General features: G+C 61.5%; 12 protein-coding genes. 1 reads left to right on the top strand and 11 read right to left on the bottom strand.

Annotated features, from left to right (window positions below; genetic code table 11):
- Positions 1-59: 59 nt before the first annotated feature.
- From paaK to paaA, 11 genes are read right to left on the bottom strand one after another with little or no spacing between them, the layout of a single operon-like run.
- Positions 60-1,376 carry a phenylacetate--CoA ligase PaaK gene (gene paaK / locus IMQ56_RS13965; RefSeq protein ID WP_196064008.1) on the bottom strand — a complete coding sequence of 439 codons (1,317 nt, stop codon included), beginning with the start codon at positions 1,374-1,376 and terminating at the stop codon, positions 60-62.
- A gap of 26 nt (positions 1,377-1,402) precedes the next feature.
- Complete coding sequence (pcaF, locus tag IMQ56_RS13960; RefSeq protein WP_017384512.1) at positions 1,403-2,608, bottom strand: 3-oxoadipyl-CoA thiolase; 1,206 nt, start codon at positions 2,606-2,608, stop codon at positions 1,403-1,405.
- On the bottom strand, positions 2,608-3,030 hold the full coding sequence (gene paaI / locus IMQ56_RS13955; protein WP_017693477.1) for a hydroxyphenylacetyl-CoA thioesterase PaaI: 423 nt from the start codon (positions 3,028-3,030) through the stop codon (positions 2,608-2,610). Before paaI ends, pcaF begins: the two co-directional genes overlap by 1 nt.
- The gene (gene paaH / locus IMQ56_RS13950) at positions 3,020-4,444 is read right to left on the bottom strand and encodes a 3-hydroxyacyl-CoA dehydrogenase PaaH (protein WP_063136288.1); all 1,425 of its coding nucleotides are present in this window, start codon (positions 4,442-4,444) and stop codon (positions 3,020-3,022) included. Before paaH ends, paaI begins: the two co-directional genes overlap by 11 nt.
- A 1-nt stretch (position 4,445) precedes the next feature.
- Positions 4,446-5,234 carry a 2-(1,2-epoxy-1,2-dihydrophenyl)acetyl-CoA isomerase PaaG gene (paaG, locus tag IMQ56_RS13945; RefSeq protein ID WP_134691090.1) on the bottom strand — a complete coding sequence of 263 codons (789 nt, stop codon included), beginning with the start codon at positions 5,232-5,234 and terminating at the stop codon, positions 4,446-4,448.
- Entirely contained in the window at positions 5,234-6,001 is a 768-nt protein-coding gene (gene paaF, locus IMQ56_RS13940) for a 2,3-dehydroadipyl-CoA hydratase PaaF (RefSeq protein WP_063136287.1), read from the bottom strand. The genes paaG and paaF overlap by 1 nt, the downstream gene beginning before the upstream one ends.
- The gene (gene paaE / locus IMQ56_RS13935; RefSeq protein ID WP_033486769.1) at positions 5,998-7,068 is read right to left on the bottom strand and encodes a 1,2-phenylacetyl-CoA epoxidase subunit PaaE; all 1,071 of its coding nucleotides are present in this window, start codon (positions 7,066-7,068) and stop codon (positions 5,998-6,000) included. Before paaE ends, paaF begins: the two co-directional genes overlap by 4 nt.
- Positions 7,069-7,075: 7 nt before the next feature.
- Complete coding sequence (gene paaD, locus IMQ56_RS13930; RefSeq protein WP_015570596.1) at positions 7,076-7,573, bottom strand: 1,2-phenylacetyl-CoA epoxidase subunit PaaD; 498 nt, start codon at positions 7,571-7,573, stop codon at positions 7,076-7,078.
- A gap of 11 nt (positions 7,574-7,584) precedes the next feature.
- Positions 7,585-8,331, bottom strand: a complete 747-nt coding sequence (gene paaC, locus IMQ56_RS13925) for a 1,2-phenylacetyl-CoA epoxidase subunit PaaC (protein ID WP_047056693.1) — start codon at positions 8,329-8,331, stop codon at positions 7,585-7,587.
- Positions 8,332-8,339: 8 nt separating this feature from the next.
- Positions 8,340-8,627 carry a 1,2-phenylacetyl-CoA epoxidase subunit PaaB gene (gene paaB / locus IMQ56_RS13920; protein ID WP_003857353.1) on the bottom strand — a complete coding sequence of 96 codons (288 nt, stop codon included), beginning with the start codon at positions 8,625-8,627 and terminating at the stop codon, positions 8,340-8,342.
- Between the two features lie 12 nt (positions 8,628-8,639).
- Positions 8,640-9,569, bottom strand: coding sequence for a 1,2-phenylacetyl-CoA epoxidase subunit PaaA (gene paaA / locus IMQ56_RS13915; RefSeq protein WP_032103760.1), 930 nt, complete (start codon positions 9,567-9,569; stop codon positions 8,640-8,642).
- 285 nt (positions 9,570-9,854) lie between these two features.
- Here paaA and paaZ point away from each other — a divergent pair, with 285 nt between their 5' ends.
- Entirely contained in the window at positions 9,855-11,894 is a 2,040-nt protein-coding gene (gene paaZ, locus IMQ56_RS13910; protein ID WP_196064009.1) for a phenylacetic acid degradation bifunctional protein PaaZ, read from the top strand.
- Positions 11,895-11,906: the final 12 nt, after the last annotated feature.

Here is an 11,906-nt window from a genome sequence, read left to right as displayed (position 1 = left end):
AAGGGAGAGGGAACTTAATACACCCTCTCCCTTTGGGAGAGGGCTGGGGTGAGGGAAATTCAACCGTTGGCTGCCACTTTACGCAAATCAAACACCCGGCAGGCTTTACCCTCGGAGCGCGGTATACTGCCGCAGTTCACGATCATCACGTCGGTCGAGATCCCCACCATCGATTTAATCCGATGACGCAGCTGATGGCAGACCTGACAGCGCTGTTCATGGGTCAGCGTTAAGCTGCTCTGTTTCAGCTCGACCTTCACCGAAAGTGAATCAAGATGCCCGCGGCGGTTCACCTCCAGCTGATAGTGCGGCGAAAGGTGTTCGAACTTAACGATCTCCTCTTCCAGCTGTGACGGGAAGACGTTAACCCCGCGAATGATGAGCATGTCGTCGCTGCGCCCGCTGATGCGATCCATCCGGCGCATGGTGCGTGCGGTGCCCGGCAGCAGGCGCGTCAGGTCGCGGGTGCGGTAGCGGATCACCGGCAGCGCCTCTTTGGTCAGCGTGGTGAACAGCAGCTCACCCTGCTCGCCGTCGGCCAGCGGCGTGCCGTCATTCGGGTTGACGATCTCCGGGTAGAAGTGATCTTCCCAGATGGTCGGGCCGTCAGCGGTTTCAAGACACTCCATCGCTACGCCCGGCCCCATCACTTCGGAGAGACCATAGATATCCAGCGCGGTAATGCCCAGCCGTTTTTCAATTTCGCGGCGCATCGCCTGCGTCCACGGCTCGGCGCCAAACACGCCGACGCGCAGGGAACAGGCGCTGGCATCACCGCCCATCTGACGCTCCAGCTCTTCAATCAGGTTCAGGCAGTAAGACGGCGTCACCATGATCATATCCGGCTGGAAATCGCGGATCAGCTGCGCCTGCTTCTCCGTCTGGCCGCCGGACATCGGGATCACCGTCGCTCCCAGACGCTCGGCACCGTAGTGCGCCCCCAGCCCGCCGGTGAAGAGCCCGTAACCGTAGGCGACGTGAATTTTATCCTTCGCGCTGCCCCCGGCGGCGCGCAGGGAACGGGCGACGATATTGGCCCAGTTGTCGATATCATTCTGGGTATACCCCACCACGGTCGGCTTTCCGGTGGTGCCCGACGAGGCATGGATGCGTACCACCTGTTCCATTGGCACCGCAAAGGTATCAAACGGGTAGTTGTCGCGCAGATCCTGCTTGGTGGTGCACGGGAATTTTTGCAGGTCCGCCAGCTCGGTGAAATCGTCAGGGTGAACGCCCGCGGCATCAAACTTGCGTTTGTACATCGGAACGTTGTTGTAGGCGTGGTGCAGCGTCCACTTCAGGCGCGCGGTCTGCAACGCCTGCAATTCATCAATGGACGCGGTTTCGATCGTATCAAGCTTTGTTGTATTTATCATCGCAGGGTACTCACATTATTGTTCGCTCAAACACGCTCAAGGATCATGGCAATGCCCTGACCCACACCGATGCACATCGTACACAGCGCGTAGCGCCCGCCGCGTCGGTGCAATTCATTGCTTGCGGCCAGCGCCAGTCTGGCACCGCTCATTCCCAGCGGATGACCTAGCGCGATCGCCCCGCCGTTCGGGTTGACATGCTCCGCGTCATCCGGCAAGCCCAGCTGACGCAGCACACCCAGCGCCTGTGCGGCGAAGGCTTCATTAAGCTCAATGACGTCCATATCGGTGATACTGAGTCCGGCACGCTCCAGCACCTTGCGGGTGGCGGGCACCGGGCCTAATCCCATCAGGCGCGGCTCGACGCCCGCTGTCGCCATGGCCACAATGCGGGTGCGCGGGGTTAACCCCTGGGCAAGCGCCATCGGCTCGCTGGCGATAATCAGCGCCGCCGCCCCGTCGTTGACGCCAGAGGCGTTCCCCGCCGTCACCACACCGTTCTTACGGAACGGGGCTTTCAGCGCGGCAAGCTGTTCCAGGGTGGTTTCGGCGCGCGGATGCTCGTCCACGCTCACTTCCGTTACCGCACCTTTTTTCCCCGCCACCTGTACCGGGATAATCTCCTGCGCCAGAACGCCATTCTGCTGCGCCCGCGCGGTGCGCTGCTGGCTGCGCAGGGCAAATGCGTCCTGATCGGCACGGCTTATATTTAACAATTCCGCTACATTCTCTGCCGTTTCCGGCATGCTGTCAGTTCCGTATTGCTGATGCATGAGCGGATTCACAAATCGCCAGCCGATGGTGGTGTCGAAGATCTCCGCCTGACGCTGAAACGCCGCCGTGGCTTTGCCCATCACGAACGGCGCACGGGACATGGATTCGACGCCACCGGCGATCAGCAGATCGCCATCCCCGGCCCTGATGGCGCGCGCCGCAAAGCCAATGGCATCCAGACCGGAGCCGCACAGGCGGTTAATGGTGGTGCCGGATACCGTCTGCGGCAGCCCGGCCAGCAGCGCCGACATGCGCGCCACGTTGCGGTTATCCTCCCCGGCCTGATTCGCGCAGCCGAAGATCACGTCATCTATGCGCTCCAGATCGAGCTGCGGGTAACGCGACAGCAGCGCACGCAGCGGCACGGCACCTAAGTCATCGGCGCGCACGCTGGATAATCCTCCGCCGTAGCGACCAACCGGGGTACGCACCCCCTCACAAATAAATGCGTCACGCATCAGGCTTCTCCTGTCACACTGCCGCCAGTGCGGTGCGATTTCCCGCGAAAAAGAGCGACGGTTTTCTGGTGTTGGTTCTGAATTTCAATGTCGTAGACGCCGGTAAGTTTGCCCTGATGCTTCACCCGCGCGGTGGCGGTGAGCTTATCTCCGGCAAAGCCCGGACGCAGAAAATCGATGGCGCAGCCTGAGGCCACCGCCGCCAGCCCCTGACTGTTGCAGGCGTAGGCAAAGGCCGTATCGGCCAGCGAGAACAGCTGTCCGCCGTGGCAGGTTTTATGCCCGTTGAGCATCTGCGGGGTGATGGTCATGGTCACCACCGCGTAGCCCTCGCCCATGTCGATAATGTCCATCCCCATCGCCTGCGCGCAGGCGTCCCGTTCATACATCGCGCGGGCGTTATGCCAGGCGTTATGACTCATAGCTACTCTCCAGAAGCGCACGCTGGCGCAGCAGTGAACAGGGGCGATAGCGTTCCTCGCCGTAGTGACGTTGCAGATTCTCCAGCAGCGTTAACAGACGCTGCCAGCCAAGGCGCTCGCCCCAGGCGATGGGCCCGCAGGGATAGTTGACCCCTAAGCGCATGGCGGTATCGATGTCTTGCTCGCTGGCGACCCCTTTTTGCAGGGCGTCCAGCGCTTCGTTGGCAATCATCGCTACCGTGCGCCAGACCAGCAGGCCGGGGTAATCAGCAATCTGTACCACCCGTTTCTCCTGATGCTGCAACCAGTAAATGGCTTTCTGCGTGGCGGCGTGCGGGTTGCCAGGCGCGGCGGCTATCACAGCTACATCCCGCTCGATGCGGTCGACCACCACCACCGGGCAGCCGTGGCGCAGCGCCAGCGATTGCGCGGTTTCACCCTGCGTTTCGATCAGCAACAGATCGTCAATTTCCGTGACACCGTCACTTCTTCGCTGTACGCGCATCGGGCTGAAGCTGTCGCTGACCGGGGCGAGCCAGCTGACGGCGGGTTTCTCCTCCAGCCAGCGGTAAACGCCCTGCCCGCTTTTCTTACCCAGACGCCCCGCCAGCACCAGCTCCTGCTGCACCAGCGACGGCAGAAAACGACGCTCCTGCCAGAAGGCGTTAAACACGGAGCAGGTCACGGCAAAGTTGACGTCCTGACCAATCATGTCCGTCAGCTCAAGCGGCCCCATCGGGAAGCCTCCGCCGTCTCGCAGGGCGGCGTCGATCACCTCGGGCGTTGCCACCTGCTCTTCCAGCGCGCGCCAGGCTTCCGAGTAGAACGGGCGCGCCACGCGGTTGACGATAAATCCCGGCGTGGACTGGCAGCGTACCGGCTGCTTTCCCCAGCTCAGCGCCAGCTCGCACAGTGCATCGGCCACTTCGGGAGAGGTCGCAAGCCCGCTGACCACTTCCACCAGCTTCATCACCGGGGCAGGATTGAAGAAGTGCAGCCCGGCGACGCGTTCAGGGTGGTTTATCTCCGCCGCAATCGCGGTAACGGAAATGGACGAGGTATTGCTGGCAAGCAGCGTCTGCGGCGGGCAGATCTCTGCCAGCTGGGTAAACAGCGCTTTTTTTACCTCAAGCCGCTCGGAGGCCGCCTCGATCACCAGATCGGCTTTCGCCAGAGCACTGATAGTCGTCACCGGCGTCAGGCGGGCGAGGATCAGTTCCCCGGCGTCGGCAGAGAGTTTTCCGCGCGCAACGCGAGAGGAGAGCCGCTGACGAATGCCGTCGATGGCGCGGGAAATCGCCGCTGCATCAATGTCGTACACCAGAACCGGATGACCGTGGCTGGCTGCCACTTCGGCAATACCGGCGCCCATGGTGCCGCTGCCAATGACGGCGACCGTATGGATATTCACCATCTTATTTCCCCGTAAAGTTCGGCGCGCGTTTTGCCAGGAACGCGCTGACGCCTTCCCGGTAGTCGTCGCTGCGTCCGGCCAGACGTTGATAGTCGCGCTCCAGATCAAGCTGGGCGTCGAGGGTATTGGTTTCGGCGGCGTTAATCGCCTGCTTGATCAAGCCCAGGCCAAAGGTCGGCTGCGAGGCAAAATGCAGCGCCATCTGCTGTGCGGTGACGGAGAGCTGGTCGTCGTCCACCACCTGCCAGATCATTCCCCAGGCCTGTGCCTGCCCGGCGCTGAGCTTATCGCCCAGCAATGCCAGCCCCATGGCGCGGGCGCGTCCGGCCACGCGCGGCAGCAGCCAGGTGCCGCCGCAGTCCGGTACCAGCCCGAGCTTGCTGAAGGCCATCACAAAGCTGGCTGAACGGGCCGCAATCACCATGTCACAGCCGAGGGCCAGCGTGGCCCCCGCGCCCGCCGCCACGCCGTTAACCGCGCAAATCACCGGCTTCGGCAGTTTTGCCAGGCGGCGCACCAGCGGGTTGTAAAAAGTCTCAACGGACATGCCCAGATCGGGCGCGGGGCCGTTCGGGTCGACGTTACGGTCGTTAAGATCCTGCCCGGCGCAGAAACCGCGTCCTGCCCCGGTGATCAGCAGGCAGCGGATGGCGTCATCGCGCTCGGCCTGCTTCAGGCATTCGGAAAGCTGCTGGTGCATGACGTCGTTAAAGCTGTTCAGGCGCTCCGGGCGGTTCAGCGTAATGGTCATTACGCCCTGCTCAACATGGCTCAGAATAGATTCCACAATTAGCGTCCTTTAAAGTCTGGGGTGCGTTTTTGTAAAAAGGCGTTGATACCTTCCCGGCGATCGTCGGTGGCCGCGAGCAGCGCAAACAGCTGACGCTCCTGCGCCAGCCCGGCCTGAAGCGGGACTTCCTGCGACTGGCGAAGCGCCTGCTTCGCCGCCTGTAGCGCCAGCGGCGAGTGGCGCGCCATCAGCGCCGCCTGCTTCAGGGCGTACTCCAGCGTCAGCGAGGCCGGGTAGACGTCGCTGACCAGCCCGGCGCTGAGCGCCTGAAGCGCCGTGATGCTTTCGCCCGTCAGCACCATTTTGCTGGCCAACGATTTGCCCACGCTGCGGATCAGCCGCTGGGTGCCGCCTGCGCCCGGCATGATCCCGAGGGTGATTTCCGGCAGGCCAAAACGGGCGTTATCGCCGGCAATCACGACATCGCAGAGCAGCGCCAGCTCACAGCCTGCCCCCAGCGCGAAGCCGTTCACGGCGGCAATCAGCGGTTTGGTGAAGGCGTTGATCCGCGCCCACAGCTGCGGGCGGATATCGTTCAGGGTGGCGGGCAGGTCTTTCTCCGCCATTTCGTTGAGATCGGCCCCGGCGGCAAAGCAGCGTTCGTTGCCGGAAATCACACAGACGGCGATCTCAGCATCCGCGGCGGCGGCCTCAAGCTGCTCCGCGATTTGCAGGAGCAGCGCATTGTTGAGCGCGTTGCGCGCCGCCGGACGGTTAAGCGTCAGCTGCAACACGCGGCCATGACGGGTGACAATCAGTTCACTCATGCCATCCCCTTCGCATCAAAATCGACGATAACATCGGCGGTTAACGGCAGCGCCTGACAGCTCAGCACATAGCCTGCGGCCAGCTCGTCCGGCTCCAGGCTGTAGTTGGTCGCCATATCGACTTTTCCGCGCAGCACTTTGCATTTGCAGGTGGCGCATACGCCGCCCTTGCAGGCGTAAGGCAGATCCGCCCCCTGACGCAGGGCCGCGTCAAGAATGCTCTCGTCGTCCGCCGTCAGGGTGATCTCCCTGTCGCGCCCGTCCTGACGGACGGTGACCTTCTGCCCGTCGGCCTGCACGCTGGCTGTCCGTTTAACGGCGGTACCCGGCGTGTTAAAGCGCTCAAGATGGATCGCTTTTTCCGGCATACCCAGCGCTTGCAGCGCCGCTTCGGCCTCATCCATCATCGCCGACGGGCCGCAGATGAAGGCTTCATCGTACTGACGGAAATTCACCAGCGTTTTTGCCAGCGCCTGGAGCTTTTCCCCGTCAATGCGGCCATGGAGCAGATCGCTGTCGAGCGTCTCCTGGCTGAAGATGGCGATCAGCTGCAAACGCTGCGGGTATTTATCTTTCAGGTCCGCCAGCGCCCGGCGGAACATCATGCTCTGGCTGCTGCGGTTGCCGTAAATCAGGGTGAAGTGGCTGTGGGCTTCAGTGGCCAGCGTAGCGGACATAATCGCCAGCATCGGGGTGATCCCGGACCCGGCGGCAATCGCCAGATAGTGGCCTTCGCGTTCGGCCTGCGGCTGATAGCCAAACTGCCCCTGGGGCACCATCACCTCCAGCGCCATGCCCGGTTTGATCTCGTCCCGGGCATAGCGGGAAAAACGTCCGCCCTCGATGGCTTTGACCGCCACGCTGATCTCACCGCACGCGGTGCTCCGGCAGATGGAGTAGCAGCGGCGCAGTTCATCCCCGCCAGGACTGGCTTTCAGGGTCAGATGCTGACCGGGACGGAAGCGGTACGCCTCCTGTAACGCCTGCGGCACCGCGAAGGTAATGGTCACCGCGTCGCGGGTTTCGGGTTCTACTTTTGCCACTGTTAATGAATGAAACGTTGTCATGGCAGCCTCAAATACATTTGAAATAGTCGAAGGGCTCACGGCAGGTATTGCAGCGATAGAGCGCTTTGCAGGCCGTAGAACCAAATTCACTGATAAGCGAGGTATCGGTGCTCGCACAGCGCGGGCAGCTCACCTCTGCGGGAACGTGGGCATGGCAGCTATGGCCGACAGGCGGGCTGATGCCATATTCACGCAGGCGCCTGCGTGCATCGTCGGTCATCCAGTCGGTGGTCCAGGCTGGCTCCAGTTGCAGCACAATATGTACCGGGCTAAAGCCGTTTTCGGTCAGGGTTTCGCGGATCGCCCCCAGCAAATGCTCCGTTGCCGGACAGCCCGAATAGGTTGGCGTGAAGCCGATGACCCAGCCTTCCCCCTGCGCCTTCACGCTGCGCACCATGCCTAAGTCGGTGATGGTCAGCACCGGCACTTCCGGGTCGGGGATCTGGCTTAACAGCGCCCAAATCTGCGGGATTTGTGCAGGCGCGATGTCGACGAGGCGTTGCATGGCGTCCTCCTTTACCACTGCTGGCCGGGGTAAACGCGCTGGAGATACTGCATCTCTGCCAACATCGGCCCGAGGTGTTCAGTATGTAGCCCCTTCTTGCCGCCCGTGCGATACGCCACCTCTTCGGGCACGCGGAGGGTGGCTTCCGCCAGGCCAGCAAACACTTCGCGCTCCCACGGGTCCCGCAGGTCGCGCGGATCAACCGCCACGCCGTCATCAATTAGCGCCAGCTCGACGTCGTCGGCGTCGAACAGTTCAGCCGTAAAGCGCCACAGGCTATCCACCGCCTGCTGCATTTTTTGTGCGGAGGTTTCTGTTCCGTCCCCCAGCCGCACCAGCCAGCCGCGGCTAAAGCGCAGGTGATAGCGTGCCTCCTTAATGGCTTTTGCCGCGATGGCGGCAAGCTGACTGTCGCTGCTATGGATCAGCCGCTCGTAGAGCGCCACGTTCCACGCATCCATCAGATACTGACGGGCAATGGTGTCAGCGAAGCTGCCGTTTGGTTGTTCCACCAGCAGCAGATTGCGGAACTGACGCTCATCGCGGCCATAGGCCAGGGTGTCTTCATCGCCCTTACCCTCCCGTTCAGCGGCGTAGGTCAGGAAATTGCGCGCCTGCCCGAGCAGATCAAGGCCGATATTGGCGAGCGCCAGGTCAATTTCCAGCTCCGGCGCATGGCCGCACCAGGCGCCCAGACGCTGTGAGAGCACCAGACCGTTGTCGCCCAGACGCAGGGCATAAGCAGATACGTTCTTCATCCCCAACCTCACATATGCTCAATGCCATCAGGGATGGTGTAAAACGTCGGATGGCGGTAGACCTTGCTTTCCGCCGGATCGAAAAACTCCCCGCTCTCTTCCGGCTGGGAAGCGACGATTTCACTCGCCTTCACCACCCAAATGGAACAGCCTTCGCTGCGGCGGGTATAGGCATCGCGCGCGTTTTCCAGCGCCATGCGGTCGTCGGCAGCGTGAAGGCTGCCCACATGCCGGTGCGACAGCCCCTGCTTCGAACGGACAAAAACTTCGTATAACGGCCAGTAAACATTGCTCATGGTTGATTCCTCTTATGCGGCCTGGCGGGCGCGTTGTTTTTCCGCGTGGGCCAGAGCGGCTTCACGCACCCATGCGCCGTCGTCCCAGGCTTTACGTTTTGCGGCCAGACGTTCGTGGTTGCAGATCCCGCGCCCGGTGATCACCTCGTCAAATTCCTGCCAGTCGATTTCGCCGAAGCGGTAGTGGCCGCTCGCTTCATCGAAACGCAGGTCGGGGTCCGGCACGGTCATACCGAGCATCTCCACCTGAGGCACCGTGTTGTCCACGAAGCGCTGGCGAAGCTCATCGTTGCCAAAGCGTTTGATCTTCCAGGCCAGGCTGCGGGCGCTGTTTGGGGAGTTGTCGTCGTTGGGTCCGAACATCATCAGCGCGGGCCACCAGAAACGGTTGATGGCGTCCTGCAACATCTGCCGCTGGGCTTCGCTGCCCTGCGCCAACGCCATGCAGGCCTCAAAACCCTGACGCTGGTGGAAGCTCTCTTCTTTACAGATTTTCACCATCGCCCGGGCATACGGACCGTAAGACGTACGGCACAGCGCCACCTGGTTCACAATGGCCGCCCCGTCCACCAGCCAGCCAATGACGCCGATATCGGCCCAGCTCAGGGTCGGATAGTTGAAGATGGAGGAGTATTTCATCTTGCCGTCGAGCATCTTTTGATAGATGTCCTCCCGGGCGCAGCCCAGCGTTTCCGCCGCGCTGTAGAGGTACAGGCCGTGTCCGGCTTCGTCCTGCACCTTCGCCAGCAGAATGGCTTTCCGGCGCAGCGTCGGCGCGCGGGTGATCCAGTTTCCTTCCGGCAGCATGCCGACAATCTCAGAATGGGCGTGCTGTCCAATCTGGCGGATCAGCGTCTTGCGGTAGGCATCCGGCATCCAGTCCTGCGGCTCGATGGCCGTCTCCTGTGCGATGCGTTGCTCAAAGCGTTGTTCTTGCGTCACATAACCACCTTTGTGATTCGTTAAATCACCACAAATAGCAAAATGGTGAATCATTTGGTTTCTTAAAAGTTACACAAAGGTTAAATATAACCCCAAGAAGCGTTTGTTTATTTTGTGACGACGCTCGCAAGCCTTTTCATGAAAGGCCGATAACGCAAGGCTTCTGGGTGGTCAGGTTAAGCAATACAGATCACAGCGTTAACAATTCATTAAAACTCAGCTTGATTTTTATGATTCACGATCAAACTATTGATAGTGAAATCACGAAACATCTGGAGAGAAGAAATGCAGCAGTTAGCCAGCTTCTTGTCCGGCACCTGGCAATCGGGCCGGGGCCGCGAGCGCAACATCACCCACGCCATCAGCGGGGAAACGCTATATGAAGTGACCAGCGAAGGGCTGGATATGGCGGCCGCGCGCCGTTACGCCATTGAACACGGCGGAGAAGCGCTCCGTGCAATGAGCTTTATCGAGCGCGCCGCCATGCTGAAGGCGGTGGCCAAACATCTGCTGAGCCAGAAGGATCGCTTTTATGCCCTGTCAGCCCAGACCGGCGCGACGAAGGCCGACAGCTGGGTGGATATTGAAGGCGGTATCGGCACCCTCTTCACCTACGCAAGCCTCGGCAGCCGTGAGCTGCCGGACGATACCCTGTGGCCGGAGGATGAACTGATCCCACTGTCGAAGGAAGGCGGCTTTGCGGCACGTCACGTGTTAACGTCGAAATCCGGCGTGGCGGTGCATATCAACGCGTTCAACTTCCCGTGCTGGGGGATGCTGGAAAAGCTCGCGCCCACCTGGCTTGCCGGGATGCCCGCCATCATCAAGCCCGCCACCGCCACCGCGCAGGTGACTCAGGCGATGGTGAAAGCGATCGTCGAGAGCGGACTGGTGCCCGACGGCGCCATCAGCCTGATCTGCGGTGGCGCGGGCGATCTGCTGAACCAGCTCGACAGCCAGGACGTGGTGACGTTTACCGGATCGGCCAGCACCGGGCAGAGTCTGCGCGTCCACCCGAATATCGTCGCGCATTCCATTCCGTTTACCATGGAAGCAGATTCTCTCAACTGCTGCGTGCTGGGTGAGGACGTGACGCCGGAACACCCGGAGTTTGCGCTGTTTATCCGAGAAGTGGTGCGCGAGATGACCGCCAAAGCCGGACAAAAATGTACCGCCATCCGCCGCATCATCGTGCCGGAAGCGCAGGTTGACGCCGTCAGCCAGGCGCTGATTGCGCGGCTGGAGAAAGTGGTCGTCGGCGATCCGGCCCAGGAAGGGGTGAAGATGGGGGCCCTCGTCAACGGTGAGCAACGTGCTGACGTGCAGGAAAAAGTCGATCATCTCCTTGCCGCGGGCTGTCAGATCCGTCTGGGTGGTAAAGCTGATTTGCAGGCGGCTGGCGCATTCTTCCCGCCCACCCTGCTGTTCTGCCCGCAGCCGGACGAAACCCCGGCCGTCCACGCCATCGAAGCCTTTGGCCCCGTTGCAACCCTGATGCCCTGCCGTAACACCGAACACGCCATGCAGCTGGCGCGGGCGGGCGGCGGCAGCCTGGCGGGAACGCTGGTTACGGCAGATACCCGCGTGGCGCGGCAGTTTATTGCCGGGGCAGCGCGCGCCCACGGACGTATTCAGATCCTCAACCAGGAATCCTCGAAAGAATCCACCGGCCACGGTTCACCGCTGCCGCAGCTGGTGCACGGTGGTCCGGGACGTGCGGGCGGCGGCGAAGAGCTGGGCGGCCTGCGCGCGGTGAAGCACTATCTTCAGCGCACGGCCATTCAGGGCAGCCCGTCCATGCTCGCCGCGATCGGTAAACAGTGGGTCCGTGGCGCGGAGGTGCAGGAAGATCGCGTTCATCCCTTCCGTAAATACTTCGAGGAGTTACAGCCGGGCGACAGCCTGCTGACCCCGCGTCGTACCCTGACGGAAGCGGATATCGTGAATTTTGCCTGCCTGAGCGGGGATCATTTCTACGCCCATATGGACAAAATTGGCGCGGCGGAGTCGATTTTTGGTGAGCGCGTGGTACACGGTTATTTCCTGATTTCCGCCGCGGCGGGGCTGTTTGTCGATGCCGGGGTTGGGCCGGTTATTGCCAACTACGGCATGGAAAACCTGCGCTTTATTGAGCCGGTCAAGCCGGGTGATACCATTCAGGTGCGCCTGACCTGTAAACGTAAAACGCTGAAGAAACAGCGCAATGCCGAGGAAAAACCCACCGGCGTGGTGGAATGGGCGGTGGAGATCTTCAACCAGCACCAGCAGGCCGTGGCGCTCTACTCCATCCTGACGCTGGTGGCGCGCCAGCAGGGTGACTTCTGACCCACCTCTTTC

Source organism: Enterobacter sp. Res13-Sevr-PEC09-46 (assembly GCF_015672585.1).
Taxonomy (GTDB): Bacteria; Pseudomonadota; Gammaproteobacteria; order Enterobacterales; family Enterobacteriaceae; genus Enterobacter; species Enterobacter hormaechei_C.
Note: the sequence above shows the minus strand (reverse complement) of the source record. Positions and strands in the feature narration are given on the sequence as shown.

What these genes read in the sequence shown, in the direction of transcription:
- paaF (WP_063136287.1), bottom strand. Translation starts at nt 6,001, where the DNA reads ATGAGTGAACTGATTGTCACCCGTCATGGCCGCGTGTTGCAGCTGACG.
- paaC (WP_047056693.1), bottom strand. Translation starts at nt 8,331, where the DNA reads ATGAAGAACGTATCTGCTTATGCCCTGCGTCTGGGCGACAACGGTCTG.
- paaD (WP_015570596.1), bottom strand. Translation starts at nt 7,573, where the DNA reads ATGCAACGCCTCGTCGACATCGCGCCTGCACAAATCCCGCAGATTTGG.
- paaB (WP_003857353.1), bottom strand. Translation starts at nt 8,627, where the DNA reads ATGAGCAATGTTTACTGGCCGTTATACGAAGTTTTTGTCCGTTCGAAG.
- paaZ (WP_196064009.1), top strand. Translation starts at nt 9,855, where the DNA reads ATGCAGCAGTTAGCCAGCTTCTTGTCCGGCACCTGGCAATCGGGCCGG.
- pcaF (WP_017384512.1), bottom strand. Translation starts at nt 2,608, where the DNA reads ATGCGTGACGCATTTATTTGTGAGGGGGTGCGTACCCCGGTTGGTCGC.
- paaE (WP_033486769.1), bottom strand. Translation starts at nt 7,068, where the DNA reads ATGACAACGTTTCATTCATTAACAGTGGCAAAAGTAGAACCCGAAACC.
- paaI (WP_017693477.1), bottom strand. Translation starts at nt 3,030, where the DNA reads ATGAGTCATAACGCCTGGCATAACGCCCGCGCGATGTATGAACGGGAC.
- paaK (WP_196064008.1), bottom strand. Translation starts at nt 1,376, where the DNA reads ATGATAAATACAACAAAGCTTGATACGATCGAAACCGCGTCCATTGAT.
- paaH (WP_063136288.1), bottom strand. Translation starts at nt 4,444, where the DNA reads ATGGTGAATATCCATACGGTCGCCGTCATTGGCAGCGGCACCATGGGC.